Annotated in this window: 23 protein-coding genes and 1 pseudogene; 9 read left to right on the top strand and 15 right to left on the bottom strand. The window is 72.1% G+C overall.

The genetic code is table 11. The annotated features are described in order from the left end of the window. Window position 1 precedes the first annotated feature (1 nt). The 3 genes from ACFY7H_RS01905 to ACFY7H_RS01895 are packed head-to-tail and all read right to left on the bottom strand — an operon-like array spanning window position 2 to window position 4,322. The gene (locus ACFY7H_RS01905) at window positions 2-862 is read right to left on the bottom strand and encodes an Fpg/Nei family DNA glycosylase (protein ID WP_388931620.1); all 861 of its coding nucleotides are present in this window, start codon (window positions 860-862) and stop codon (window positions 2-4) included. A gap of 51 nt (window positions 863-913) precedes the next feature. Further along, a complete protein-coding gene (locus tag ACFY7H_RS01900; RefSeq protein ID WP_388932249.1) occupies window positions 914-2,977 on the bottom strand; it encodes a SpoIIE family protein phosphatase in 2,064 nt (687 codons plus the stop codon). Window positions 2,978-2,984: 7 nt separating this feature from the next. Beyond that, complete coding sequence (locus tag ACFY7H_RS01895) at window positions 2,985-4,322, bottom strand: DUF6777 domain-containing protein (RefSeq protein WP_388931618.1); 1,338 nt, start codon at window positions 4,320-4,322, stop codon at window positions 2,985-2,987. A 210-nt stretch (window positions 4,323-4,532) separates the two neighbouring features. Here ACFY7H_RS01895 and ACFY7H_RS01890 point away from each other — a divergent pair, with 210 nt between their 5' ends. After that, window positions 4,533-5,972 carry a lipase maturation factor family protein gene (locus tag ACFY7H_RS01890; protein ID WP_388931615.1) on the top strand — a complete coding sequence of 480 codons (1,440 nt, stop codon included), beginning with the start codon at window positions 4,533-4,535 and terminating at the stop codon, window positions 5,970-5,972. Here ACFY7H_RS01890 and ACFY7H_RS01885 read toward each other — a convergent pair. From ACFY7H_RS01885 to ACFY7H_RS01875, 3 genes are all read right to left on the bottom strand, one after another. Then, window positions 5,958-6,941, bottom strand: a complete 984-nt coding sequence (locus tag ACFY7H_RS01885) for an NAD-dependent epimerase/dehydratase family protein (protein ID WP_388931613.1) — start codon at window positions 6,939-6,941, stop codon at window positions 5,958-5,960. The genes ACFY7H_RS01890 and ACFY7H_RS01885 overlap by 15 nt on opposite strands. A 180-nt stretch (window positions 6,942-7,121) precedes the next feature. Continuing rightward, on the bottom strand, window positions 7,122-7,298 hold the full coding sequence (locus tag ACFY7H_RS01880) for a hypothetical protein (protein WP_388931611.1): 177 nt from the start codon (window positions 7,296-7,298) through the stop codon (window positions 7,122-7,124). Window positions 7,299-7,848: 550 nt separating this feature from the next. Beyond that, window positions 7,849-9,324, bottom strand: coding sequence for an SDR family NAD(P)-dependent oxidoreductase (locus ACFY7H_RS01875; RefSeq protein ID WP_388931608.1), 1,476 nt, complete (start codon window positions 9,322-9,324; stop codon window positions 7,849-7,851). On the opposite strand from ACFY7H_RS01875, the pseudogene ACFY7H_RS01870 reads away from it, so the two are divergent. Then, window positions 9,206-10,321: pseudogene (locus ACFY7H_RS01870) on the top strand (DMT family transporter); the annotation flags it as partial. The gene ACFY7H_RS01875 and the pseudogene ACFY7H_RS01870 overlap by 119 nt on opposite strands. Here the strand turns inward: ACFY7H_RS01870 and ACFY7H_RS01865 are convergent. The 5 genes from ACFY7H_RS01865 to panD all read right to left on the bottom strand — a co-directional run bounded on the left by ACFY7H_RS01865 (window position 10,243) and on the right by panD (window position 13,941). Continuing rightward, complete coding sequence (locus ACFY7H_RS01865) at window positions 10,243-10,416, bottom strand: hypothetical protein (RefSeq protein ID WP_388932296.1); 174 nt, start codon at window positions 10,414-10,416, stop codon at window positions 10,243-10,245. The pseudogene ACFY7H_RS01870 and the gene ACFY7H_RS01865 overlap by 79 nt on opposite strands. Before the next feature lie 25 nt (window positions 10,417-10,441). Beyond that, a complete protein-coding gene (locus tag ACFY7H_RS01860) occupies window positions 10,442-11,788 on the bottom strand; it encodes a transglycosylase family protein (RefSeq protein WP_388931606.1) in 1,347 nt (448 codons plus the stop codon). Between the two features lie 760 nt (window positions 11,789-12,548). After that, a complete protein-coding gene (locus ACFY7H_RS01855) occupies window positions 12,549-13,169 on the bottom strand; it encodes an arylsulfatase (protein WP_388931603.1) in 621 nt (206 codons plus the stop codon). Beyond that, window positions 13,163-13,504, bottom strand: coding sequence for a GNAT family N-acetyltransferase (locus ACFY7H_RS01850; RefSeq protein ID WP_388931601.1), 342 nt, complete (start codon window positions 13,502-13,504; stop codon window positions 13,163-13,165). Before ACFY7H_RS01850 ends, ACFY7H_RS01855 begins: the two co-directional genes overlap by 7 nt. Before the next feature lie 17 nt (window positions 13,505-13,521). Beyond that, window positions 13,522-13,941, bottom strand: coding sequence for an aspartate 1-decarboxylase (gene panD, locus ACFY7H_RS01845; protein ID WP_388931599.1), 420 nt, complete (start codon window positions 13,939-13,941; stop codon window positions 13,522-13,524). Window positions 13,942-14,082: 141 nt separating this feature from the next. Between panD and ACFY7H_RS01840 the strand changes: the two genes are divergently transcribed. The 6 genes from ACFY7H_RS01840 (at window position 14,083) to ACFY7H_RS01815 (ending at window position 19,070) form a co-directional block, all read left to right on the top strand. Beyond that, a complete protein-coding gene (locus ACFY7H_RS01840; protein ID WP_388931596.1) occupies window positions 14,083-14,391 on the top strand; it encodes a hypothetical protein in 309 nt (102 codons plus the stop codon). A gap of 454 nt (window positions 14,392-14,845) precedes the next feature. Next, window positions 14,846-16,261: a sensor histidine kinase gene (locus tag ACFY7H_RS01835; RefSeq protein ID WP_388931594.1), complete on the top strand. Its 1,416-nt coding sequence runs from the start codon at window positions 14,846-14,848 to the stop codon at window positions 16,259-16,261. A 20-nt stretch (window positions 16,262-16,281) separates the two neighbouring features. Continuing rightward, entirely contained in the window at window positions 16,282-16,671 is a 390-nt protein-coding gene (locus ACFY7H_RS01830) for a roadblock/LC7 domain-containing protein (RefSeq protein WP_388931591.1), read from the top strand. Between the two features lie 38 nt (window positions 16,672-16,709). Then, a complete protein-coding gene (locus tag ACFY7H_RS01825) occupies window positions 16,710-17,024 on the top strand; it encodes a DUF742 domain-containing protein (RefSeq protein WP_362055927.1) in 315 nt (104 codons plus the stop codon). Continuing rightward, window positions 17,005-17,628 (top strand): ATP/GTP-binding protein, encoded by a 624-nt coding sequence (locus ACFY7H_RS01820; RefSeq protein WP_388931588.1) that lies wholly within the window; start codon window positions 17,005-17,007, stop codon window positions 17,626-17,628. Before ACFY7H_RS01825 ends, ACFY7H_RS01820 begins: the two co-directional genes overlap by 20 nt. Then, complete coding sequence (locus tag ACFY7H_RS01815) at window positions 17,625-19,070, top strand: cytochrome P450 (RefSeq protein ID WP_388931584.1); 1,446 nt, start codon at window positions 17,625-17,627, stop codon at window positions 19,068-19,070. Before ACFY7H_RS01820 ends, ACFY7H_RS01815 begins: the two co-directional genes overlap by 4 nt. Window positions 19,071-19,090: 20 nt before the next feature. Here the strand turns inward: ACFY7H_RS01815 and ACFY7H_RS01810 are convergent, their stop codons facing one another. Next, window positions 19,091-20,203, bottom strand: a complete 1,113-nt coding sequence (locus ACFY7H_RS01810) for a hypothetical protein (protein ID WP_388931581.1) — start codon at window positions 20,201-20,203, stop codon at window positions 19,091-19,093. A 745-nt stretch (window positions 20,204-20,948) separates the two neighbouring features. On the opposite strand from ACFY7H_RS01810, the gene ACFY7H_RS01805 reads away from it, so the two are divergent. Next, entirely contained in the window at window positions 20,949-22,142 is a 1,194-nt protein-coding gene (locus ACFY7H_RS01805) for a threonine aldolase family protein (protein WP_388931578.1), read from the top strand. Between the two features lie 393 nt (window positions 22,143-22,535). Here the strand turns inward: ACFY7H_RS01805 and ACFY7H_RS01800 are convergent, their stop codons facing one another. From ACFY7H_RS01800 to ACFY7H_RS01790, 3 genes are all read right to left on the bottom strand, one after another. Beyond that, entirely contained in the window at window positions 22,536-23,198 is a 663-nt protein-coding gene (locus ACFY7H_RS01800; protein WP_388931575.1) for a DUF6098 family protein, read from the bottom strand. Window positions 23,199-23,323: 125 nt separating this feature from the next. Next, on the bottom strand, window positions 23,324-23,872 hold the full coding sequence (locus tag ACFY7H_RS01795; protein ID WP_388931573.1) for a DM13 domain-containing protein: 549 nt from the start codon (window positions 23,870-23,872) through the stop codon (window positions 23,324-23,326). Between the two features lie 169 nt (window positions 23,873-24,041). Then, the gene (locus tag ACFY7H_RS01790; protein ID WP_388931570.1) at window positions 24,042-26,603 is read right to left on the bottom strand and encodes a DUF6185 family protein; all 2,562 of its coding nucleotides are present in this window, start codon (window positions 26,601-26,603) and stop codon (window positions 24,042-24,044) included. Between the last annotated feature and the right edge of the window lie 29 nt (window positions 26,604-26,632).

Here is a 26,632-nt window from a genome sequence, read left to right as displayed (position 1 = left end):
GCTACTTGAGGAGACGGGAGAGCCTGCGGTCCGCGAGCGGCTTGCCCCCGGTCTGGCAGGTGGGGCAGTACTGGAGCGAGGAGTCCGCGAAGGACACCGAGCGGACGGTGTCCCCGCACACCGGGCACGGCTCGCCGTCCCTGCCGTGGACCCGCAGCCCGCTCTTCTTCTCCGCCTTCAGCTCCCCGGCGGCCAGTCCGTGCGCCCGCTCGACGGCCGCCCGCAGGGTGTCCCGCACGGCCCCGTGGAGGTGCGTGACCTGCTCCTCGTCGAAGGAGGCCGCCAGCTTGAAGGGCGAGACCCGGGCGGCGTGCAGGATCTCGTCGCTGTAGGCGTTGCCGATGCCGGCGATCACGCTCTGGTCGCGGAGCACGCCCTTGATCTGCCGCCGCTCCCCGGCCAGCAGGGCCGCGAAGGCCTCGCGGTCGAAGCCCTCGGCGAGCGGGTCGGGGCCGAGCCGGGCGATGCCCGGAACCTCCTGGGGGTCGCGCACGACGTAGACGGCCAGGCGTTTCTGGGTGCCCGCCTCGGTGAGGTCGAAGCCGCCGCCGCCCTCCAGGGCCAGGCGCAGCGCGAGCGGACCCTTGCCGGGGCGGGGCGGCCGGTCGGGCAGGGTCTCCCGCCAGTGCAGCCAGCCGGCCCGGGCCAGGTGGGTGACGAGGTGCAGCTCGCCGATCCGCAGGCCGAGGAACTTGCCGTACCGGGCCACGGGGCCGGCGGGCTGTCCTTCGAGGGCGGTCGGGGGAGGGTCGTACGTCTTGAGCACGCTGACCGCGAGCGGGAGGACGCGTTCGACCACCCGCCCGGCGAGGTGTTCGTCGAGGAACTCCCTCAGGGCCTCGACCTCCGGCAGTTCGGGCACCCTCCCAGCCTCCCGCCCCGCCCGCCGCCCCGCGACCGGAGCCACGGGGACCTACCCCATCACGAACTCGCACCACACGCACTTGCCGCTGCCCCGGGGCTCCACGCCCCAGACGTCCGCCAGCCGGTCCACCAGCATCAGGCCCCGCCCCGACACCCCGGCCTCCCCCGCCTCACGGCGGCGCGGGAGGGCGCTGGAGCGGTCCTCCACCTCCACCCGCAGCCGCCGCTGCGGGCCGGCCAGTACGCGCAGGGTCACGATCGCGGGGCCGTCCGTGTGCATCAGGGCGTTCACGATCAGCTCGTCGGCGACCAGTTCGATCTCGTCGGCCCGGTCCCGCGCGCCCCACGAGCGCACCGCCGCGCCGATCATGTGCCGGGCGGCGACGAGCGCCTCGGGGTCCCCGGGAGCCACGTGCTGCTGGAGCCGGCCGCCGCCGGGCCGGGGGTCCTCGCTGTGGCGGCGCAGCAGGAGCAGGGCCATGTCGTCGTCGCCGCCCCGGTCGTCGACCACCTCGCACAGCCGGTCGGCGAGCCGCTGGAGGTCGGCAGGACCGCTCCGGACCAGGGAGGTCAGCAGGGTGACGCCGTCGTCCAGGTCGGCGCCGGGCTGTTCCACCAGTCCGTCGGTGCACAGCAGGAGCGTTTCCCCGGGGCCGAGTTCCACGGTCGTCACCGGGTACTCCAGCCGGCCGAACTCCGCCGAGAGGCCGAGCGGCATCCCGCCCTCCACCGGCAGTCGGCGGCACTCCCCCTCGCTGGTGCGCAGGAGCGGGTCGAGGTGGCCGGCGCGCACCAGCTGGAGCACTCCGGTGGAGAGGTCGGCCTCCACGTAGGTGCAGGTCGCGAAGCGGTCGGTGTCCAGTTCGTGCAGGAAGACCGAGGCCCGGGCCATCACGGTGCCCGGAGAGTGGCCCTCGGCGGCGTAGGCACGCAGCACGATGCGCAGCTGGCCCATCACGGCCGCGGCGTGGGTGTCGTGTCCCTGGACGTCGCCGATGACGGCGCCGACCCGGCCTCCGGGCAGCGGGATGACGTCGTACCAGTCGCCGCCGATGTCCTGGCCCATCCGGGCGGACCGGTAGCGCACGGCGATCTCCGCGCCGGGAACGGACGGGATCCGGCGGGGCAGCATGGCCTGCTGGAGGCCCTCGGCCAGGTCGTGCTCCTGTTCCAGCAGCATGGCGCGCTGGAGGCTCTGCGCGATGCTGCTGCCCAGGGCGACGAGGAGGTTCCGCTCGTCCTGGCTGAAGCCGTCCTTGTCCTGGTAGAGCAGCCCGATGGCGCCGATCGGCCGGGCCTGCGCGATCAGGGGCAGGTAGGCGGCGGCCGATATGTTCATGTCGGAGATCTTCGACCAGAGGTCGGGGTAGCCCTTGGCGAACTCCTCGGCGGAGTCGAGGAAGCGGGGCTGGAGGGAGCGGACGACCTCGCTCATCGGGTACTGCTCGTCCACGCGGGTGTAGCGGGTGCCGGGCACGAAGCTGTCGGCGGGGCCCTCGGCCACCAGGTGGATCCGGCCGGCCTCGACCAGGCCCATGACCATGCCCATGGAGCCGAGCCGCTCCAGGCCGTGGGCGTCGCCGATGACGTCGATGACGTCGCGCACGGTCCGGGCGTGGGCGAGGGCGGCGGTGGTGCTCTCGACGACGGAGGTCTGGCGCCGGCGCTCCTCGTCGAGCCCGAGGCGTTCGGCGGAGTGGCTCAGTTCCTCGGTCGCGTCGCGGACGATGCCGATGATCCGGTACGGGCGGCCGTCGCCGCCGCGCATGACCCGGCCCTGGGTGTGGGTCCAGCGCAGGTTCCCGTCGCGGCGGCGGATGCGGAAGTACGCGCCGTACGTGTCGACGCCGCTCTTGAGGGCGCTGGAGACGAGGGCGTCGAGACGGGCGGCCTCGGCGGGCGGGACGCGCGGGGAGAGCGATCCCGGCCGTCCGTCGTACTCGTCCGGGGTCGTGTCGAAGACGTCGAGGGCCGCCGCGTCCATGTGCATGAGTCCGGTGACCAGGTCCCAGTCGAAACTGCCCATCCGGTTCAGGGACAGGGACCGGCCCGCGTGTGCGGGCCAGTCCTCCGGCAGCGATACGGTGCTCGGCACCGGTCCACCATGACACAGCGGCCCGTCAGGCGCTCTCCAGGTAGGCGGGCTGGTCCGTCTCCGGCTGCCCGTCGGGCGGGCCGTCGGGGGCGGCGGGATCGGCGGGATCGGCCGGCTCCGGGGGCAGGGCCGGGTCGTTGCCGGTGCCCGGGCCGTCGTCCGGGGTCAGGGACAGCCCCGGGTCGGGTGCGCCGGAGCCGGGGAGGTCGCCGCCGGCGTCGGGCGGGGTGGCGGCGGGGCCGTCGGACGGGGGCAGGCCGCCGCTCGGGAGGTCCTGCGGGGAGGCGGGAGCGCGCGGCACGGTACCGGCCCCGGGCGGGCAGGGGGAGGCCGACGGGGCGTTCGGGGGCGGCGTGCCCGGGGCGTTCGGGGCGGGCGGGTCGGCGGGCACCGCGGAGGGGGCGCCCGAGGGCGGGGCCGGCGGCGGGTTCGGAGGAGTCGTGCGGGCGAGGCCGTTGGGGTCCGCGGGGGCGCAGGGGTCGGCGGGCGGGTCCTCGGGCGGGGTCGGAGGGCCGTTGGGGATGCCGCCGGCGGGGTCGTAGGGGGGAAGCACCCTCGGGGGCTTGTCCTGGGCCCCGTCGTCGCCGGCCTTCCGTTCGATCCAGGTGTTGTCGGCGATGTTCACGATGACCAGCCGGTTGATCGTCTGGATGGTCGGCTCGATGACGATGACCTGGGTGGGCTGGTAGCCGTTCCACTGGTCGCCCTTGAGGACGGGGCTGCCCTTGGGGGCGCGCGGCGGTCCGAGGGGGTTGCCGCAGGCGCAGCGGACCCGGGGCATGCCGTGGTCGTCGACGAGGACGGCCGTGCCGGCCTGGAGCACGGCCTGGTAGCCGTCGGCCCGGCCGTCGCGGAAGCCGTGGTTGGTGACGCGGGTGTCGGCGCGCAGGACGACCGGGGTGAGGGCGCGCAGGAAGTCGGGGAGCTTCTCCTGTTCGATGCCGGCGGCCTGGGCGAAGGTGCGAGCCTTGGCGTCGTCGGAGGTGAGGAAGGCGACCTGGCGTTCCACGTCGCAGCTGCCGAGCCGGCTGGTTCCGCCGTAGAGGCCGGGGGTGGCGGCGCCGACCGTGCGGATGCCCCGGCCGCTCGGGTTGGGCAGCGGGGGCTGGACGGGGGCCGACTCGGCGGTGGCGGAGGAAGGGGTGAAGGGGTCCGGTCCGGCGGCTCCGACGGGCTGGAGGGTGAGCGCCTGGCTTTCGGGGACCGGCCCCTTGGTCTGTTCGGGCCCGGCGCCGCCGCAGCCGGCGGCGATCAGGGAGAGGAGGGCCAGGATGGCCGTGCGGGCCGGTACGTGACGGCGCGGTGCCTGACGGCGCGCTGCCTGACGGGATGTCGGTGCGGGCACGTCGTTCAGGTCGTTCACGCTGATCTCCCTTTTCGCCCCGGTTGCTCCCTCTTGTCTGCCGCATGTCCCCGGGCACCGCAACCGGAGCGCCCGGCCGCTCCTCCCGGGCGGCGCGGCGCCGCGGACGGCCGGTGAACGCGTTCGAAGCCCCCGGCGGCCCGCCCCCGGCCGCCCCGGGCGCGTGGCGCGGCCGCGCGAGCGGGGCGCCCGGGGCCGATACTGGAGGGGATGGACTGGTTCACCGCGCCCGGCTACTGGCTGAGCCGGCTGGTCTTCCAGCGGGCCCTGGCCGGTGTCTACGTCTTCGCCTTCGCCGGGGCCGCCCTGCAGTTCCGGGCACTGATCGGGGCGCACGGCATGCTGCCCGTCCCGCGCTACGTGCGGTACGTGCCCTTCCGCCACGCCCCGAGCCTGTTCCAACTGCGGTATTCCGACCGGCTCTTCGCCTGCTGCGCCTGGGGCGGGGCGGCCTTGGCCGCCGCCCTCGCCGCCGGGGCGGGGGATCTGGTGCCGCTGGGCGCCGCCATGGGGATGTGGGCGGTGCTGTGGCTGCTGTACCTGTCGATCGTCAACGTCGGCCAGACCTGGTACTCCTTCGGCTGGGAGTCCCTGCTGCTGGAGGCCGGCTTCCTCGCGGTCTTCCTCGGCAACGCGCGGGTCGGGCCGCCGGTGCTGGTGCTGTGGCTGCTGCGGTGGGTGCTGTTCCGCGTGGAATTCGGCGCGGGGCTGATCAAGATGCGCGGCGACGCCTGCTGGCGCCGGCTGACCTGCCTCTACTACCACCACGAGACACAGCCGATGCCGGGCCCGCTGAGCTGGTTCTTCCACCGCCTGCCGAAGCCGCTGCACCGGGTGGAGTGCGCGGCGAACCACTTCACCCAACTGGTGCTCCCGGTCCTGCTGTTCACTCCCCAGCCGGTGGCCTCGTACGCCGCCGCGATCATCGTGGCCACCCAGCTGTGGCTGGTACTGTCCGGCAACTTCGCCTGGCTGAACTGGCTGACGATCACGCTCGCCCTGTCGGCGGTGGACTTCACCGGGCTCGCCGGTCCCCCGCCCGCCGCCGCCTCGCGGGGCGGGCCCGTCTGGTACGTGGTCCTGGTGTGCGCCGTGACCGTGCTGGTGCTGGTGCTGAGCCGCAATCCCGTGGCCAATCTGGTCTCGCGCCGCCAGGTGATGAACCGCTCATTCGACTCCCTGCACCTGGTCAACACGTACGGGGCGTTCGGCACCGTCGGCCGGACCCGCGACGAGGTGGTGGTCGAGGGCACCGCCGACCGCGTCCCGCACGAGGACGGCGACTGGCGCGAGTACGGCTTCAAGGGCAAACCGGGCGAACCGGGCCGGATGCCGGGCCAGTTCGCCCCGTACCACCTGCGGCTCGACTGGCTGATGTGGTTCGCGGCCCTCTCGCCCGGCTACGCGCGGGACTGGTTCGGGCCGTTCGTGGAGCGGCTGCTGGCAGGCGACCGGGACACGCTGCGGCTGATCCGCCACAACCCCTTCCCGGACGCCCCACCCCGCTTCGTACGGGCCAGGCTGTACCGCTACCGGTTCACCACCTGGCGGGAGCTGCGCGAGACGGGTGCCTGGTGGCACCGCCGGCTGGTGCGCGAGTACATGCCGCCGACGCGTCTCGCGGAAGTCGCCTCCTCAGAGCCCGAGTAGCGCCGCCTCGCGTTCCGCGGAGATCCCCTTCTCCGGACGGTCGGGGCGCTGCGGGGCGACCCCGCCGATCGACCGGAGCCAGGCCCAGGTGTCGGCGACGGTCTCCTCGACCGGCCGGCAGACGAGGCCCGCCTCCAGGGCCTTGGTGACGTCGGCGCCGAACACGTGGTCGTACAGCTCGCCTTCCGGGAGCCAGATGGGCAGTTCGGTCCAGGGCTCGATCCCCGCCTCCAGGATCGCGGCCGCGTCGGTCCAGCGCGGGTCGAGCGCGGTGCCGGTGGCGGCGGCGCAGGCGTCCAGGAGGCTGCCCATGGTGGCGTGGCCGGCCGGGGAAACCAGGTTGTGGGCCCCTCCGCGGCCGGCCTCGGACGCGTCCAGGGTCCAGCGCGCGAGGTCGCGCACGTCGATGTACTGGAGCGGCAGTTCGCGGGGACCCGGCGCGAGGAGGGGGCCGCCCCGGGCGACGCGGTTCAGCCACCAGGCCAGCCGGCCGACGTTCTCGTACGGGCCGAGGATCAGCCCGGCGCGCACGAGAAGCGCCCGGTCGCCGAAGGCGTCCAGGACGGCGAGCTCGGCGCCCCGCTTGTCCTCGGCGTACGCGGTGGAGCCGGCGTCGGGCGAGCCCTCGACCAGCGGGCCGTCCTCCGCGAGACCGGCCGGGGCGGGGTAGGCGTGCACCGAACGGCTGGAGATGTACGTGTACCGGCCGACGCGGTCCGCCAGCAGGCGGGCACTGTCGCGGACGGCCGTGGGGGCGCCGCTCCAGGTGTCCACGACGAGGTCCCACTCCCCCTCGGCGAGGGCGGCCGGTCCGCCGGGGGCGGTGCGGTCGCCGTGCAGCACGGAGGTTCCGGGCGGGGGCGCGTGGTGCCCCCGGTGGAAGACGGTGACGTCCCAGCCACGGTCCAGGGCGTCTTCGGTGATCGCGCGCCCGACGAATTCGGTCCCGCCCAGCATCAGAAGTCTCATGCGTCCGACCCTGCCGGATGGGGCGGGGCCGGAGAAGGCGTGATCGCCGACAGCGATGACGCTGACGGCGTAGGAACTCCGGGAACCGGCGGGCGGGGACCGCGGGCATGCCGCGCCCCCGTCGCCGTGGGGCGCGGGGGCGGGTACGGGGATCCGGCCCGGGGGCCGGTGCCCGTGTCGTCAGTCGATGCCGGGCAGGATGTGCGGCTCCGCCAGGTCGTCCTCGTAGCCCGCCAGCCGGATGGGTGCGGATCGGGCCCAGACCTCGAGGCTGCCGAGTTCGTCGGACCGCGTGCTCGTGCTCGGCCCCCGTCCCGTGCGTTCCAGAGTCGGTTCGGGCTTCTTCGTCTCAGTCACCGCGCACTCCCTATGTGTCGCGTAACCCGGCGGGCGAGGCCGCGCGCCGGATAGGAGGGAAATCAGATGGTCGTCCGGACGCGGTGGCGCCGTGGTGGAGCGGCGCCCGGGTGGGGCACCTTGCGCCTTAGGGTACACATATGAGCGGGGGTCCGCTCGATGGAACGGTAAAATCCGCGCCGGACCGATCGTTTTTCGCCCCGGTTCCCGGAAGTCGTACGTCGGCACGCGCACCGGGCCGGTCTGGCCGGCGGTGGTGGCGCGTGCGCGCGGACGGCGGAGCGGGCCGGTGCGGCTATGTCGGAGTTGCCCACGGTCGACAGTGTCGGCGAGCCGGGGGAACTCCCGCACGCCCACCGGGGCGGCCACGCGCTCGGGACGGCGGCTCAGACGCGCCGCCGGGGCGCCGGGAGGGCCGGTGACCACTGCGGGAACCGGCCATCGCCGGGCCCGTCGAAGCCGGTACGGGGTTCGCCCGTACGAGTGAGGGGCCGGCCCCGTCTCGTCGAGACGGGGCCGGCCCCTCAGGGGTGTTCGGGCGGGCGGGTGCCTACCAGTTGGCGGGGGCGTAGTCCTTCAGGAAGACCCCGTACAGGTCGTCGCCGGCCTCGCCCCGGACGATCGGGTCGTAGACGCGCGCGGCGCCGTCGACCAGGTCGAGGGGCGCGTGGAAGCCCTCCTCGGCGAGGCGCAGCTTGTCGAAGTGCGGGCGCTCGTCGGTGATCCAGCCCGTGTCGACCGAGGTCATCAGGATGCGGTCGGTCTGGAACATCTCCTGGCCGCTGGTCCGCGTCACCATGTTCATCGCGGCCTTGGCGGCATTGGTGTTCGGGTGCCCGGCGCCCTTGTAGCCGCGGCTGAACACGCCCTCCATCGCGGAGACGTTGACGACGTACGCACGCCCGCTGGACGCCTTCCGGGCGGCCTCGGCCATGGCCGGCCGCAGGGCGCTGATCAGGATGAACGGCGAGGTGTAGTTGCACAGCTGGGTCTCGAGCAGCTCCACCGGGGAGATCTGGTCGATGGTCTGCACCCAGGTGTTGCTCTCGACGACGTCGGGCAGCAGGCCGCCCGCGTCGATGGCTGTTCCGGCGAGGTGCCGCTCCAGGCTGGCGTTGCCCGCGACCAGGGCGAGGTCGGCGACCTTCTGCGCCTCCAGCCCGCTCACGCCGACGGGCAGCGCCGCCAGGCCGTCGACCGCGCCGGAGTTGAAGGCACCGATGACGTGGTGGGCGGGGAGCTCGCCGGCGGGGAGCGGGGCGCTCTCCCCTTCGACCAGCGCGGCGTACGCGGTGGGCAGGCGGCGCACCGTCTGCGTCGCGTTGTTGATCAGGATGTCGAGCGGGCCGGCCTCGGCCACCTGCTCGGCGAGCGCCACGGACTGGCCCGGGTCGCGCAGGTCGATGCCGACGACCTCGAGGCGGTGCAGCCAGTCCGCCGAGTCCTCCATCGCCTTGAAGCGGCGGATGGCGTCCTTGGGGAAGCGGGTGGTGATCGTGGTGTGCGCGCCGTCGCGCAGCAGGCGCAGCGCGATGTACATGCCGATCTTGGCCCGGCCGCCGGTGAGCAGCGCGCGCTTGCCCGTGAGGTCGGCGCGGGCCTCCCGCTTGGTGCGGTTCTCGGCGGCGCAGGCCGGGCAGAGCTGGTGGTAGAAGTAGTCGACCTCGACGTACCGCGTCTTGCAGACGTAGCAGGAGCGGGGGCGCTGGAGTATCCCGGCGATCCGGCCGGCCTCGGTCACGGAGGAGGGCAGGATGCCCTCCGTCTCGTCGTCGATGCGCTCGGCGGAGCCGGTCGCGGTCGCCTCGGTGACGGCCCTGTCGTTGGCGGTCTTGGCCGCGCGGCGCTCCTGGCGGCGGCGCTGCTTGACCGTCCGGTAGATACCGGCGGTGGCACGGCGTACGGTGATGGCGTCGGGGTGGTCGACGTCGATCTTGTCGAGCTCGTCGAGCACGCTGAGGCAGACGGCGAGGCGCTCGGGGTCGATGCCCGGCCCGTATGCGTGGTTGTCTTCGGTCACCGTCATGGCCGCTGCCGTTCCTTGCTCGCTCGTCCGCGTCCGCCTGCTGCGGAAGTCCTCAAAACCGCAACTGTACGGATCCGACACGCCCGGAACCAAACCCGTGCCCGCCGGCTTCACCGACCGCGAGCGCGCTGTCACGGTATGGAAGGGCTCAAGTGTCTTCGTCCCCCTCGGGCGGCTTGCGCGTACTCCCGCTGGTGTATGTCAGGAGGATGACTCGGCCCGTGATCAAGACTCCTCCGGGCGGATGAAGAGCGTCTCCCGTTCGGGCATGGTGGATCTCATGAGTGCCCTGGCCCTGTCGGTTCTGCTCTGCCTGGTCTCCGCCGTCGCCTACGCGGCGGGCGCGATCGTCCAGGAACACGTCGCGGCGAGTTCGCCGGACCGCCCCTCCGCCCCGCTGCGCCGTGCGGGCTGGTGGGCGGCGGTCGCGCTGAACGGCCTGGGCGCACTGCTGCACGTGGTGGCGCTGGCGTACGGGCCGCTGAGCCTGGTCCAGCCGCTCGGCGCGCTGACCATCGTGTTCGCGCTTCCGATGGCGGCCGTCTTCGTACGGCGCCGGGCGGGCGCGGCGGGCTGGCGCGGGGCGCTGCCGGCGACGGCGGGCCTGGCCGGGCTGCTCGCCCTGACGGGCGGGGACGGCCGCGGGGACCAGGCCCTCTCGGGCGGTGAGCGGAGCCTGCTGCTGACGGTGACGGCGGCCGCGGCGGCGGCGCTGGTCCTTGCGTCGGGGCGGATGCGGCGGGCGGTGCTGCGCAGCGTGCTGCTGGCCGCGGCGGACGGCACGGCCTTCGGGATGGGCTCCGTGTTCACGAAGTCGGTGGCCGAGGGCTTCTCCCCCGGGGCCCCGGGCTCGCTGTGGCCGGACCTCGCGGCGATCGCCGCGCTGGCGGCGGGCGGGCTGCTGCTGTCCCAGGCCGCCTACCGGGGGGCGGGGCTGACCGCCCCGCTGGCCACGGTGACCGTCGTCAACCCGGTGGTCGCCGCCGCGGTCGGGGTCTCGCTGTTCGACGAGGGGTTCCGGTACGGGACCGCCGGGGCGGTGGCGGCGCTGGTGTGCGGCGCCGCGGCGGCGGCCGGCCTGGTGCTGCTCACGGCCGTGCCGCCGCACGTGCGCGGGTCAGATTCCGACGCCCTTGCCCCGGAGGTACTTCAGCGGGTCGATGTCGGATCCGTAGCCGGGTCCGGTGCGCATCTCGAAGTGCAGGTGCGGCCCGCTGGAGTTGCCGGTCGAGCCGGAGCGGCCGATCCGCTGGCCTCCGGACACCTGCTGGCCGGCCTTGACGCCCAGCGCGGACAGGTGGGCGTACTGGGAGTAGCGGCCGTCGGTGTGCTTGATGACGACCTGGTAGCCGTACGCCCCGGCCCAGCCGGCCGACTGGACCGTGCCGGGTCCGACCGCCTTGACGCTGGTGCCGGTGGGCACCGGGAAGTCGATGCCCGTGTGGTATCCGCTGGACCAGGAGGATCCCGCGACGCGGTAGGCGGTGCCGATGCCGGAGTCGACGGGCGAGGTGAAGGCGCCGCTGCCCGAGGCGGGCTTCTGCTCCGCTGAGACGGGCTTGCCGGCGGGCTTGGCGGCCGGCTCGGGCCTGGGCTTGGGCGTCTCGACGGGCTTCGGCTTCTCGGCCGGCTTGGCCTGTTCGGGCTTCTGCTGCTCGGGCTTGGCCTGTTCCGGCTTGGCCTGCTCCGGCTTGGGCGCGGCCGGTTCCACGGGCTTGACCGGCTCGGCGGTGCGCGGCGGCTTCTCCGGGTTCTGGGCGGGCGGGGCGGTGGTGATCCGGAGGGTGAGCCGCTGACCCGGGAAGATCAGGTTCGGGTTGCCGCCGACGGTCGACCGGTTCGTCTCGTACAGGGCCTGCCAGCCGCCCTCCACGTGCTGCTCGGAGGCGATCGTCGAGAGGGAGTCCCCGGGGGCGACGACGTACGGGTTCGGCAGGACGGAGGTCCCGGTCGGGCTGGGCGTGCTGACGGGGGCCCCGGTGGTGGCCTTGGTCGGCTGGATCCGGTCCTTGGGCGCCTGTCCCTGCGGCGGCTTCGCCCGCGCGGAGGGTTTGGCGGGAACGGCGCCGGTCTGCGGGGCGGCCGCGCTGCGGCTGAGTCCGGCCTTGGGCCCGCAGGCGGGCCACGCCTTGGGCCCCTGCCCCTTGAGCACCTTCTCGGCGACCGCGATCTGCTGGTCCTTGGTGGCCAGGTCGGCCCGGGGGGCGAATGCGGTACCGCCGAATTCGCGCCAGGTGCTCTGGCTGAACTGGAGACCGCCGTAGTAGCCGTTCCCCGTGTTCGTCTTCCAGTTGTTGGTGGACTCGCAGGCGGCGACCTTGTTCCAGGTGTCCCCGGAGGCGGCCTGAGCGTCCACGGCTCCCATGAGGGGGAGCGCGATGCCGGCGCCGCCGGCGGTGACGGCGAGCGAGGCCCGGTTGATGCTGCTCGGCTGGTACCGGCGGTGCCGGCCCCGTACACCCATGGGAGCCCCCCTGGAAGACATCAGGAACCGCACAACCTAACGGCGGCCCGATGGTCTGACAAGGGCGACAACCAGCCGTCCCGCGAGGCGAGTTGACGCTCACGCGGGAGTCGGACCCCGGTCGGCGCACACCGGGGACAGGGGAGCTGTGGGGCCGGGGGCCCCTACCGGATCCGGCGGCTCGCCACCGCCACCGGCCTGGTCAAGACGGTCAAGGAACGCGGCGCACGGACGTTCCGTCGGCGCGGAGGACACGCGCGCCTCGCTCCTCCACGAGTACGCGGGCGTGGTCCAGCAGACGGGAGCCGACCGGCCGCGCCTTTCGGCCACCGCCGGCCTGCCGGGCCCGAAGCCCGGCGCCGTCATGGCATGGATCTCGGCATCGGCGTTATGCGGCCGGCGGGCCCCGGTGCCGGTCAGGGGCAACCTGTCGGCATGGGGTCTCCGGCTCCCGGCCCGGCACGGGCCAGGAGTACGGGCGCACGGCAGGGTCGCGCACGGGCCCGGCGAGGTCACCGTACGGGTCCTGCCCCGCACCCGGACGTCAGCTCAGCGGCCCCGGCTGCGGGATCGGCGCGGGCCCCGGGGGCGGGGGCACGGGGTCGGGCTCGGGTACCGGCCCCGGTACCGGTGGCACGGGGCGCGGCACGGGCTCCGGGTCCGGCAGCGGCGGGAACGGGTTGGGGCCCGGTCCGGGGTCCGGTACGGGCGGCTGCGTCTGCTCAAGTTTTCGCACCATACCGCCCACCTTCCCCCGATCTCAGCCGGTACGCCCCCCAGCGAGGGCGGCGGCCAGCCCCGCCGCGGGGCTGGACAGCACCGGGACGCGGGTGCGTACGAGGGCGGCGGCCCCGGCCATGGAGACCTGCGCCAGCACGATGACGTCGGCGTCCGTGACGGCGTCCGCGGCCTCGGCGACCGCGGCGAGGTACCCGTCCTCGTCCCCGGCCGCGAACCGCTCCCAGGCGCCCGGCACCACCCGGCTGCGCACGGCCCGTGCCCCCTCCTCGGCCAGCAGGGCCCCGGTCGGCGCCAGGGTCGACTCCACCGAGGCCAGTACGACGATCCGCGGGCCCTTCCGTACGGCCTCGGCTGCCATCGGCCGGTCCACCCGGAGCACCGGGAACCCGAGCTCGGGAGCCAGGGACTCCGCGACACCCGCGATGCTCGAGCAGGTGACCAGCACGGGCCCGCCGCACTCCGCCAGCACGGCCCGCACCTCGGCCTCCACGGCCTCCGGCCCCCGCTCCCGGGCCATGTCCAGCAGCTCGGGAACCACCAGATGCCGCAGTACGGCCCCCGGGTGCTCGCGTTCGCGCAGCGCCTCGAAGACCGGGACGTGCACCGGGGAGGTGTGGAGCAGCGTCAGCGCGGTCACCACAGGTCGGCGTCCCGCTCCAGCTGCGCCCGGGCGGCCTCGACGACCGTGGCCGGCGCCTCGGGCGCCTGCTCGGGATGCCGGCCGGCCCAGCTCGCCGCGTACGGACAGAGCGGCACGACCGGCACCCCCTGCGCCGCGGCGATCCCGTAGAACCCCTTGACGAGCTCCGCGCCGATCCCCCGGCCCTCCTGCCCCGGCTCCACGACGGTGTGCACCGCCACCAGGGCGTGGGGTTCCGCCGCGAGCACGAAGTACGCGATGAACCCGACCACCCTCCGGTCCTCGACGGCCAGCAACCGCCCGGCCTTCCGCTCGTCCACCAGCTCGATCACCACGGCCCCGCTCCTTCAGCTCAGACAGCCACGGAATGAGGGCTGCGCTCCTGGTCCGTCCCGGGCACCGGGGCGGACGGGTCCGCCCCCAGCTCGACGATCCTGTTGTCCCCGTCCACGTGCACGACGCGCGGCTTGAGCGCCCGCGCCTCGACGTCGTCCACCTGGGCGTAGCTGATGAGGATCACCAGGTCCCCGGGGTGCACGAGATGCGCGGCGGCCCCGTTGATCCCGATGACCCCGGACCCCCGCTCCCCCTCGATGACGTACGTCTCGAGCCGCGCCCCGTTGGTGATGTCCACGATGTGGACGAGCTCCCCGGGCAGCAGATCGGCGGCATCGAGCAGATCGGCATCGATGGTCACGGACCCCACGTAGTGCAGGTCGGCCTGCGTCACGGTGGCTCGGTGGATCTTGGACTTGAACATGGTACGAAGCATGCGAATACTCCCGGTGTGTCTGCTCCCTGCCTGCTCATTGCAGGTCAAGGGCGGTCCCCGCAGATTACAGCCATTCGCATGTCCGGTCAGCTCTCCCCAGCTCTCTCAGGACTCGCACTGACCGACTGATGAACCTTCGCCATGGACTCCGTGGCACTCCTGGAACACGGCAGCGTGGTCGACTTCTGTTCCACGGCGGCAGCCGTCGGCGCCACCCCACCTCGCCGCCCCGAAGACGCAGACGCCGACCTGCCCGTCGGCGACGACATGGCCCTGGCCCTCCCCGGCCAGGTCCTGCCCGCCGAGGACGGCCGCGTCTCGGCCCCCGCGCCGCCCCGGCAGCCGTCGCAGTCGACCGCAAGCGCCTCGTGGACGGGGCAGCCAATGCGCGTGAACTCGCTCAAGCGCACGGACCTAAGAGGCGCCGGAGGCCGGAGCTGGGAGCCATGAACAGCAAGCTGCTGGATACGGTCGATTCCATGCATGCGCAGTGCGTGACATGGCGGTGATCGATCAACTACGGGCCCAGACCGATCAACGGAGACTTCCGTTCCAGTCAAGGCCACCTGGCGTACCCGAACTGACTATGCTCGCCTCGCGTGTTGCACTGCACTCACCGTGAGTCCAGCGTCGCATTGCGTGCAGACGGAGCCCGGCCGCGGGAGGCGTGACCACCGATGCGATCTCGAACCGGCCCGTCCGGCGCACTCATTGGAACATCTCTGCCCGGTCGAGCGAAGTCCCGACCGTTCTTGTCGGCGCGCCGCATCACGCCCAGTCCACCAATTCCAGACTGTTTAGGGACCCTTAGATGGTTCGTGCAGGTTCAACCTCCAGAGCGCTGCCACATGCGGTGGCTCCAGCATGGCTCATCCCCCCTGTTGTTCTGGCCGGGGCCTGCGTTGTGGCGCTGATCTTTGTTTCCGCCCAGATACGCACGCCGGTTGCCTGGTGCGGCCTCGTCGCGGTCGTCCTGACGGCCATCACTTCGGCTGAGACGGCGCGCCGGACGCACTCGGCGGAGGCGGCCCGCTACGCATGGGCCAATGCCGAGGTGCAGCGGTACTACGCGCAACGCGAGACCGTGCTGCTCGCCCGCCTGTCCGATCAGCGGGCCACCACTGTATGGCTCGCCGAAGAGCTCCTCCCCGCGGCTGTCGCCCGCCTGCAGAAGGGTGAGCCCCCTTCTGAGATCCTGCAGTCCGTCCCGTTCGGGGAACATCTCGACAGCGAGTTCGCCGAAGCGCTCCGGGCAGCTCTGCGGACGCTCCTGGAAGCCGTGGAAGCCGAGGAACGCACACGGGATTCGTCGCAGCGGGCACTGGTGGCGATCGCCCGGCGGGTCCAGGCGATCGTGCATCAACTCGCCAAGGACCTGCGCGACATGCAGATCCTGCATGGCACGGATGTAGTGGTCTCCCATGGCCTGCAGGACATCGACCATCGCAACGCCCTGATCGGGCGCCTTGCGGCCAGCATCGCGGTACTGGGTGACGCCCGGCCCGGGCGTCAGTGGTCGAAGCCGATCCCTCTCTACGACATCGTGCGAGGGGCCATGTCACGCATCGTGGACTATCCCCGCGTGAAGCTGCAGTCGGTGACAGAGGTGGCTGTGATCGGCCAGGGAGCCGAGCCGCTGATCCACCTGCTCGCCGAGTTGCTCGACAACGCCACTACCTTCTCACCGCCGCACGCCCCGGTCGAGGTGACCGCGAGCGAGGTGCCCTCCGGTGTCGCGATCGAGATCGAGGACCGTGGTGTCGGGCTCACCGAAGAAGCACGCCAGCGCGTCGACCGCGTGATGGCTCAGGCATCGTCCGGCATGGATCTGGCCGACCTGGGCGAGGCGACGCAGCTCGGCCTGCCCGTCGTCAGCCGGCTGGCCCGCGAGCACGGCCTCGACGTCGACCTGCGGACCTCCGCGTACGGGGGCGTGCGGGCCGTCGTGCTCGTTCCGCGGCGCCTGATCACCACGGTTCAGCAGCCTGCCTCGAAAGTCCAGCAGTTCACGCCGAGGCCCACGGGCACACCGGCCGCGCCGAGGCCGACGATGACGATGACGATGGCGCACGATGCCGCAGCGGGTTCCGTCGAGGCCGAAAAGACGGTGAACGGACTGCCTCAACGGCGACGCGAGTCACCCGTCCCCACACCGGTCGTCCGCACGGCCCCCCATCCGCCGGCCGCTCCGGCCGCCACCCCGGCAACGGCCGACGCACCCCGGCAGCCGGGCCTGATGTGGGAGGCGTTCAGCGGCGAGAAGAGGCCGAGTGCGGGCCCTTCCATTCGAACCAACGAGCCATCAGACGAGGGTGAGTAACCGTGCCGCCACTGCCCAACATGGACTGGATGCTCAAGGAGCTGGCAACCAGCGTCCCGTACGTGCGACACGTGGTCGTGTTGTCATCGGACGGTCTGTGCATCGGTCAAGCGAACACGGAGCCCGACACCGCTGACGCGATCGCCGCTGCCTGCTCGGGAATCCAAAGCCTGGCGAAGGCCATCGCACAGAAGTTCCCGCACGGAGACGGCTCGACCCACATGGTGGGAATCGAAGTCGACGGCGGGTACTTCTCCCTGATGGCGGCCGGTCCCGGGGCCTATCTCGCGGTGCTGGCCGACGCGGAGGTGGACGCGGGCCTGCTGGGCGATCGCATGCGTACGCTGGTGGTCCGGATCGGCCAGCACATGACCAGCCCGCCTCGTGAGGACGTCGGGCAGGCGATGTGACGTCACAGAACCAGAAAGCATGGGACGAAGGCAGTCCCGTGCCGCTCTATGTCATCTCCGGTGGCCCGGGTTCCTCCGCCAAAGCCTTCAACCTGGTCACCCTCATCTCATCGAGGTCCGCACCCGAACCCGGTATGCAGCCCGAGCAGGCGGCCATCCTCACCATGTGCCAATACCCGCTGTCGGTGGCCGAGATCTCCGCGTACCTCAGCCTGCCGTTCAGCGTCATCACGGTGCTGCTCTCCAAGCTCGTGGACAACGAGCGGGTGCAGGCCACTGCTCCCGTTCCTGTCGCGGCGGTCCCCGAACTCGGCCTTCTGGAGGCGGTGATCCATGGACTACGCAGGCTCTGACGCTCCCGCCGCCGGCCCCCACCGCTCGGAGGTGCTGCTGCCGCACGGCGCCAGGGGGGTCAAGGTCGTGATCGTCGGCGGCTTCGGGGTGGGCAAGACGACCATGGTCGGGGCGGTGAGCGAGATCCCGCCCCTGACCACCGAAGAATCCATGACTCAGGCCGGCGTCGGGATCGACCACAATCCCGGTGCGGAACGCAAGAACACCACGACCGTTGCTCTGGACTTCGGTCGCATCAGCATCAACGAGGAGCTGATCCTCTATCTCTTCGGGACGCCGGGACAGGAGCGCTTCTGGTTCCTGTGGAACGGCATCTTCGAAGGCGCGCTCGGTGCCGTGGTCCTCGTCGACACCCGGAGGATCGAAGTCTGTTTCGAGATCATCACCCGTCTGGAAGACCGCCGCGTCCCCTTCGTCGTGGCCGTCAACACCTTCCCCGAGGCGCCGCAGCACCCGGTAGCAGCCCTGCGTACCGCTCTGGCGCTCAACGAATCGGTGCCCATCATCACCTGTGACGCACGCGACCGGTCGTCCAGCCGCGACGCGCTGCTCGCGCTGATGGGCTACCTGTGCACCCTCGCCGCCGCTCAGGAGTCCGTATGACCGTCCCACCCACTGACCACACCTCCACGGAACCAGGGCTCACCCCGCCCCCGGGTTGCCCGGCACACACCGCCACGGGATTCGACGCGGCGACCCCGCTCTGGGGCGCCGCGGCCGAGACCGACCCCATGGGCCTGTACGAGAAGCTGCGTGCCGCCCACGGTCCGGTGGCGCCCGTCCTGCTCGACGGGGGCGTACGGGCCTGGCTCGTCCTGGGGTACCTCGAGAACCGTGATGTGGCCAGCCGCTCCACCCAGTTCTCGCGCGACCCCCGCACCTGGCACGGCTGGAAGAGTGGCGAGATCGACGCCACCACCTCGCCACTGGTGCCGATGATCGGCTGGCGACCCGATTGTGTATGTGCGGACGGCGAAGAGCACCAGCGCCTGCGGGGCGCGGTCACGGCCGGCCTGAACCAGTTCGACCAGCGCGGAATCCGCCGCCACATCACCCGCTTCGCGCACCAGCTGGTCGATGATTTCTGCGAAACGGGCAGGGCGGAGCTGGTCGGTCAGTTCACCGAGCACCTGCCCATGCTCGTTCTCACCCACCTGCTCGGAATGCCGGACGAGTACGGTCCCAAGCTCGTGCACGCCGCCCGGGACCTCTTCAAGGGAACCGAAACGTCGCTCGCGAGCAACGCCTATGTGCTGGAGACCCTCGAACAGCTCGTCGTCGCCAAGCGCGCTCTGCCCGGGCAGGACATCGCATCCGTGCTGATGTCCCACCCGGCCGGCCTCACGGACGAGGAGGTGCAGCACCACCTGCGTCTCATCCTGCTCGCGGGCTATGAGACGACTGCCAATCTCATGTCCAACGTACTGCGAATGGCGGTCACCGACCCGCGGTTCCGCGGGTCGTTGGCCGGCGGCCAGATGACCTTGCCGGAAGCAGTGGAGCAAGTGCTCTGGGACGAGCCACCGCTGATGGTGTGCCCTGGCCGCTGGGCCACCGGTGACACCTCCCTCGGAGGACAGCAGATCAAGGCGGGAGACATGCTCCTGCTGGGCCTGGCCGCCGGGAACGTCGATCCCGTGGTCCGCCCGGACCCCTCGACCCGCGTGCACCACAACCGCGCGCACCTGTCCTTCAGCGCCGGCGCCCATGAGTGCCCCGGCCAGGACATCGGCCGTGTCATCGCCGACACCGGCATCGACATCCTGCTCACCCGGCTTCCCGACATCAGCCTGGCCGTACCCGAGGAAGAGCTCACCTGGCGCTCCTCCACCTGGTCCCGGCATCTGACGGCGCTACCCGTGAAGTTCGCGTCCCGCCGTCCGGAAGCCCATGATGTCCTGACACCGCTGCCGGCCGCGCCCCCGCCAAGCAGCGGCATTCCGACGGCGCCCCAATGGCCGCTGCCCGAGGACGAGTTGCCGCGCCCGACCGAACCCCGCACCTCGTGGTGGGCGCGGCTGAGGTGGTTCCTGCGGAGGCTGTAGGCCCCGCAGCCCGCATCAGTTCACGCGCGCGTCGACGTCGTGAATCCTGATGACGCTGAGACACACCGCTCGACGTCGGGCGCAGCGGCGGCGGAAGTCCGTTGCGCTGGGGACGGACCTTCTGCCGGAGCGTAGCGGGGCGCCCCGGTGTACCACGCGTGGAGGCCGGACAGGAAACTGCGGGCTCCCCCGAGCCACGCTTCCAGCTCGATCCGTTCGCCGTGGTTCAACCCGGCTCGCTGGACGACCGGGGGCAGTTCGCTCCGTGTGAGGTGCTCGAAGTGGCGCAGCCGGGCGGTCACCAGATCGGCGGCCGCGTGCATCGCCTCCTGGACAGTGATGCGCAGGGAGGTCTGGAGGACTATGACGAGGTTGTTGACGTCGTGTTCGTCATGGACTTCCCGCTGATAGGAGGCGATGTCGTTCGCCATTCCCATGTAGTCCATGAAGGCGTCGAGCAGTGCGCGGAAGGCTCGGCTGTGCCGGATCTGCTCAGGGATCCGTGCTCCGGTGGAGAGTTCGACGGAGTAGGGGGCGGTATAGGCGGCAAAGCTTTCACGGCGGAACTGGGCATACTCGATGAGGTCCGGGACACGTCCGGCGCGGCTGTTGGCCAGTTCCTGAACTCCCGCGTCGATGTACCTTGCCAGGGCACGGTTGAGCCCCTGCTGCCAGTGCGCCATCCTCGGGGGGAACAGCCGCTGCTGGAGGTAGGCCATGCCCCTTTCGACGGCATTGGTCGGCTCCGGCAACCGGGCGCCCGGCTCCGGCGGTATGAAGGCATGGAGGCGGGCGGTGAAGGCTTGTGCGCCTGTGAGGTCGCCCGTCCGTTTGAAGGCGGAGGCGAAGTAATCGTCCCAGGCCAGAGCCCAGAGGTTGAGCCGGTGGTTAAGCCGGAGGTCGGTGAGTGAGGCGTCAGGAAGAGCCCAGGCGGTCAGCTGGTCCACGGCCATGGCGTGGAACTGGGACAGGGTCCAGATCGCCCGGCGGGCCGGGGGTGCTCCGCCGCTGTCCAGCATGCCCATCTCTCGCGCCCACGTCTCGGTCTCCTCGCGCAGGGCCAGCAGGTACGGATTCACCCGCACCGGGTACGGCATCCTCAGTATGGGCAGCTTGATGGCCTGCACTGTCATGAGATCCCTGCTTCCCTTTCGCTGCGCCTCGTTGTGTTGCGTGTCGCCCCGGCGCGCCCTGCGCGATTGCAGGGGCGGACGTCAGAACCCGCGCGGGGGGCGAGCTCCAAAACGTGCGCCCACCCCGGCCATTCCGCAACCCCGCGCAGCCGTCATCGGACCGTGATTTGGGCCGGTTTGAGGGGAATGAAACGATCTTTCTGGGTCAACTTGGCTCAAATTCGATCCAGAAGCCGGCCATGATCAACCAACGACCGTCAGTCGGCATGCACGACCGTGCGGTCCCACGAGACGGGACGCCCTTCTAGACGACACCACGGGCGGTCTGGATGCCGGTCCCGAGGACGGTGTCCGGCGGGGACCCGACCCGCGGCCCGGCCGCGGTCGCCGCGTCGATCACCGCCGCGGCGTCGGCAGCGGGAGCACGGCGGCTTCACCGGCACAGGAGCCCTGCCGAACCGTTTCCGTTCAGAAAAATATGCGGTTCAGGTACGCTCGCGCAGATGTTTTTGCGGTGATCCATTGACCGGCTCAAGGCGCCCGGCTAGAAAGAGCACGATCAGGACCGCGATCACCGTTCCGGTCCGTACAGCTCTGCCCGGGACCTGGACGGGGCTGCGGTCGTCGTCGCCACGGGGTCGCCCGTGCCGCGGTTGGTGCGCGGCCTGGAGAAGCCCGGCGCGGCCGGCGCCCGCCCGAGCCTCATCTGTCACACCCGTACAACCGAAACAGGTAAGCGAGCACCATGACCGTACAGCGACGGCACGACCCGGACGAGCGCGGCTTCGCCAGCGACAACTACGCGGGGGCGCACCCGGAGGTCCTTGCGGCGATCGCTCTGGCCAACGGCGGCCACCAGGTCAGCTACGGCGCCGACGTCTACACCGAGCGCCTCCAGGAAGTGGTGCGCGGTCACTTCGGCCCCACCGCGCAGACGTACCCGGTCTTCAACGGCACTGGCGCGAACGTGGTCGCGCTCCAGACCATGCTCGACCGCTGGGAGGCCGTGGTCTGCGCCGAGTCGGCCCACATCAACGTCGACGAGGGCGGGGCGCCCGAGAAGGTCGCCGGGATCAAACTCCTGACGGTGCCCACATGGGACGGCAAGCTCACCCCCGAGCTGATCGACCGGCAGGCATGGGGCTTCGAGGACGAGCACCGGGCCCGGCCCAAGGTCGTCTCGATCGCCCAGTCCACCGAGCTCGGCACCTGCTACACGCCGGACGAGATCCGTGCGATCTGCGACCACGCGCACGGCCTCGGCATGCTCGTCTACCTGGACGGGGCCCGGCTCGCCAACGCCGCCGCCACCCTCGGTGTGTCCCTGCGCGAGATGACCACCGACGTCGGCGTGGACGTCCTCTCGCTCGGCGGCACCAAGAACGGGCTGCTCTTCGGCGAGGCGGTGATCGTGCTCAACGAGGACGCGGTGCGCGGCATGGCTCACCTGCGCAAGACGAGCATGCAGCTGGGCTCCAAGATGCGGTTCATGTCGGTGCAGTTCGAGGCGCTGCTGGGCGGTGACCTCTGGCTGCGCTCGGCGGCCCGCTCGAACGCGATGACCCGGCGGCTGTACGAGGCGGTGCGCGAACTTCCGGGCCTGGAGATCGCCCGCCCGGTACAGGCCAATCAGATCTTCGCCGTCCTGCCACCGGCCGTGACCGAGCGTCTTCAGAAGCGTTTCCGCTTCTACACCTGGGACGAGCAGGCCGGCGAGGTCCGCTGGATGACCTCCTTCGACACCACCGAGGCCGACGTGGACGCGTTCGCGGCGGCGATAGCGGAGGAACTGGAGGTGGAGCGGGGCGATGGGCCGGCGGGCGGGCTGACCACGGCCGAGCGGGAGGAACTGGTGCGGCTGCGCCGTCAGGTCCTCGAGATGGAGGCGACGATCGAAGCCCTGGGAAAAACGCCCCCCTTCTCCGCGAACCGCCCGTAGACGGCGGCGGAGGCCCGGGAGGCCGGGCGAGCGTCCCGGGCTCCGGGCAGGAGAAGCGCGGACAGGTCGTCCGGTGCCGGCTCCCACGGCTCGCAGGCAGGCTCGGTGATGGTCTGAGGAGGCTGCTCCGCCGCTGCCGCCGCCGGTGACGCGGTCGTACGCCCGAGAGGCGGCCTCCGCCTCCGCCTCGAGGGAACCGTCGGCGGGCACACAGGTACCGTCTCCGGCGGCTGCCCGCGGTCGGCCGTCAGGCCGCGGACACCGTTCCTCCCGCGTTGCGCAGGTATTCCTCGTCCGAGACCTCGGCGGGCACATGTCAGCGGCCGGCCCGCTGGGTCTCGGGGGCACGGGCGTGTGACCAGCACCTCCGCGTACGCCCGGCGCCGGCCGTGCTCACGGGTGGCCGGGGCGCTGTTCCGGAGGGGCGGGGGCTCCAGTCCGTGACGGGTCCTGCTGTTCCTTTCCCGTCTTCTTCGGTCGGGCCGCCTTCAGGTGGCGGCTGTCCTGGGGGGTGGCGGCGCCCTTTCCGCCGCGCAGTGCTTCGGGTTGCCGAGCACCACCCAGGATCTTGCTCCTCATGGCTGTGCCGTGCGCGTCGGGGCTCCCGAGGCGATCGATGGGCCCCCACGCGCCGTCCTGTCGTCCGATTTCCCGTTCGGCTTCGGTGATCACGCTCTCGTCGATCCAGCCGATCGGTTCCACATCCCGGACCAGGGGCTCGTTGTCGGGTCCGCGGCCGGCCTCGGTGCCGTGCAGCAGCCAGGGCTTGACGCGGCCGTCGCGGACCCGTGGGAGGTGGGAGTAGTCGTACAGACGCCGGGCGGCCCACGTGCGCAGCGGCCGGTCCCGCCACCATTCCTCGACGTCGAGGGGGTTGGCGGACAGTCCGGGGAGTTGCACGCCGGTCAGCTCGTCGCGGCTGGAGGGAGAGGCGAGGTCGGTGTGCGGGCCGAGGGACCAGCGCACGTAGAGACCCCGCCGTTCCGAAAGCAGACCGGCCAGCTCGTCCAGCGACCCGACAGTCATGAGGCGCGTCCGGTAGTCGGTCTCGTTCATGCCAGGCGGCTACCCGGCTCCGCGCCCGTCACTCTTCCTCACCCGCGCTGGCCCTGGCCTGGTGCGGACGCCGGAACCGTACGGCGGGACCGGGGCCTGCACGGGCGGGCGGCCGGGGAGCGGCATCAGGCGGCGGTCAGGGCGGCGGCGCCGAAGGAGACGTCGAAGCGGTCGCACCAGATGGTGACGCTGGTGTACTCGGACAGCGTCACGTCGGCCGGAATCGGGTAGTTCTGGTCGCCCTTGTTGCCCTTGAGCCCGCCGAGGCTGACGTACTTGCCGTCGTCGAAGACGCGCCAGCCGGCGGTGCCCTCCTTCACCGGGGCGTCGGTCAGCCAGACCCGCAGGTCCGGCCCGCTGCTGGTGTCCAGGCCTTCCAGCCGGAGGGTGTGCGAGCCGTCCGCGAGACGGACGATCCGCACCGTGCCGGTGGTGGTGTGTTCGTGGCTGATCAGGGTCCCCCGCGCGAGCGTGCGCGGGCCACCGGGGGCGGCGGACGTGGCGGGGGACGGTGCGGTGGCCGCTGGAGCGGCGCTGGGCAGGGCTTCGCGGACCGTCCGGTTCTGCCAGAGTTTCCACGGCTGGAACCAGTAGAGCCCGGCGGCGACGAGCACCGCCGCCAGCGCCGCCGCGCCCGCCACCAGCGGTCGGCGCCGCCTGTTCCCACGGCCCATGACCCGCTCCTTCGTCGTCGTCCAGAAGGCATTCAACGGCATGCGGAGCGTGCGGGCCACGGGTGGGCCGGTGACGGAATCCTCACGGCGGCGCCCGGGGCGGAGCCGGGCGGGGTGCGGTGCTCCTGCTGGTCGACGCGGAGCAGGCGGCCGAGAGGACCGGGCGTCCCTACTTGGGACGGAAGTCGCTGCCGGCCAGACTGCGCCAGACGCTCACGACGATCGCCAGCTGGGCGGCGAGATAGGCGACCTGCGTGGACAGTCCGCGCAACTGGTAGACCGAGAGGAGCAGGCCGAGGCGGCTGGGCCAGAACCGCCTCTCCTCGCTGAAGGTTTCCATGTCCATCCAGATGCTGGTGAGCGTCAGGACGAGCAGCATGAGCGCGACGTGCAGGAAGACGTACCCGAGTTCCGTGTCGGTGATCTGGGTGAGCAGCGCGCCCACGCAGACGGGGAGGGCGTAGGCGGCGGTCAGGCTGAGCGCGCGCACGGGGCTGCGGCGCCCGGGCAGCACCCGCCACAGCGCACCCAGGGCCAGGCCCGCTCCGGCCCACGCCACCTGCCAGGCCAGGCACTTCGCCACGATCTCCGGTACTCCGGAGAGGCTCTGGAACGTGGCCATCTGAGTGCGGTCGTCCTTGAGGTAGCTGAGCCAGACGAGGGCGATGCTGGCCGGGAAACCGAAGCAGAAGGCCAGGCGCGCGGCGCTCCGCGCGTTCTCCCACCAGTCGCCGCCGGGTCCCCAGCTCAGCGCGGCGTCCAGTACGGAGATCTGGTGCCGTGGACGGCCTCCGGACCACCCGTCGAACAGCCAGTGGTGCAGCCCGTCCAGTCTCTTCTCCAGTTCCTCGCGCGAGAGGTCCCCCTCGCCCCGGCCCCGGTCCAGCGCGTACAGCTTGTGGTGCAGGTTGCGGAACTCGTGGGCCTTGTTGAGGAGGACGTGCCGGCGCCGCTTCGATCCCAGCCTCCGGATGCGGAACTCCTTCTCCGTGCGGCCCAGTACGGAGAACCGCCGGCCGATCACGACCACGGCGTACAGGGACGCGATCATCAGCAGGAGCCAGGCTCCGAACAGCACGTTGGAGCCCGCGAACTCGACCTGCCGGAATCCCACGCACAGGGCGAAGACCGCGACCGTCAGCAGGAGGTCGGCTCCGGCCGGCCCTAGCGGAGGCCCTTCGCCGTCGGCGTCGGCCCCGGCCAGCCGCGCCTTGACGCGGGTCCGCAGCAGCGCGACGAGCGCGATGCCCGTCAGCAGCCACGCGTAGGCGTAGACCCAGGTGAGCCCGGCGTAGGGGAACTGCTTCAGGAATTCCACCCACTCCCGGTGCCGGTCGGTCCGTGACTGGTCGACGAGCCAGTACGCCCGTCTCCACCAGCGCTCGTGGGTCCACCAGAAGGAAGCGAGCAGGGCGGCCGCGACCGTCGCCAGTACCGCCGACGCGACCACCGTGCAGCGGACGGGCGCCCCGTCCCACGCCGCGTTCCAGGAGTGCCGGACCATCTCACCCTCGCGTACGAGGCGCCACGCCCATGCCGTCATCGCGGCGAGCCACAGCCACAGCGTGGCCAGCGCCACCAGGGTCAGCCCGGCGACCCCGGCGGGGGCCGCGACGGCCGGCACGGCTCCGGTCACCGCGACGGCCGAGGCGGTCAGGATCACCGCCCGCCTCCGGCGCCGGACGCGTCCGGGGCCGGAGGCCTCCCGCCCGGTGGGGGAGGCCACCGACGCGGAGGCGAGGGGGCGCCACGGGCGGGCGGCGAGCACCAGCGCGAGTCCCAGTGCGAGGGCGACGAGGGAACGCGCGGGCGGGGGGAGGGACGCGGGATGGTCCACGATCAGCACCCGCAGCACCGCGGCCACGACGACGCTGACCGATGCCCACAGCAGGATCACCCGGGCGAGGCCGTCTCGTGCCGGCGGTCCGGGCGGGGCGGCGGAATCCGGACGGCCGGACGGTCTCGGCCGCGCCGCGTAGCCCACGGCCAGCGCGCTCACCGCCGAGGTGAACACCCACCACGAGGCGACCCCCACCCAGCCCAGGGACCACCACTGCTCGCCCACGTTGAAGGAGCGCTGCCAGGGCGGGTCCACCTCCACCCGCACGTTGAAGGGCTTCGGCTCGGACCACACCAGACGGTCCCGGTCGGCGGAAGAGGGCGAGGGGAAGACGTTGGTGGCCTCCAGCCCGTCCAGCCGGATCTCGACCGGCCCCCATGCGGCGTTGCCCAGTGTCCCCGGCGGCCGCAGGAAGACGCGCCAGCTCTCCCCCTTGGAGTCGACGTCGATCTTCCACGGCCCAAGCAGGAACGGTCTGTTCTGCTCGATCCACGCGGTCGCCTCGTAGTCCACGGTGACCACGTCGCCCCGCACCCTCACCCGCGGGTCCTGGAACCGCCACTCCCGGCTGCGCGGGGTCTCTTCGTCGCCGCGCAGGAGGCAGCGCATGGCCTTCCGGTACGGGGCCGTCTTCTCGCTGAGCGCCAGATCCGTCGCGGGGGGCCATTCCTTCGCCGAGACGCTGACGGTCAGCTTCGAGATCACCTGGGCGTAGCTGCGGTCGTGGTAGTCGAAGTCGAGCCCGGCGGTGACCCTGCGGGCCTTCAGCTTCCCGGCGTCACAGGGGTCGGCCCCGTGTGCCCGGGCCGCCCCTCCCGAGGCCACCACGGCAGCGAGCAGCAGGAGGAGCAGGCACCACCAGCGGGTCTTCACGTCGCGCCCCGTCCGCATCGCCGTCCAGCACCCCGTCCGTGCAGCCT

Origin of the sequence: Streptomyces sp. NPDC012794 (assembly GCF_042901085.1) — a bacterium.
Classification (GTDB): Bacteria; Actinomycetota; Actinomycetes; order Streptomycetales; family Streptomycetaceae; genus Streptomyces.
The sequence above is the reverse complement of the archived record's forward strand: the minus strand, read 5'-3'. Positions and strand labels throughout refer to the sequence as shown.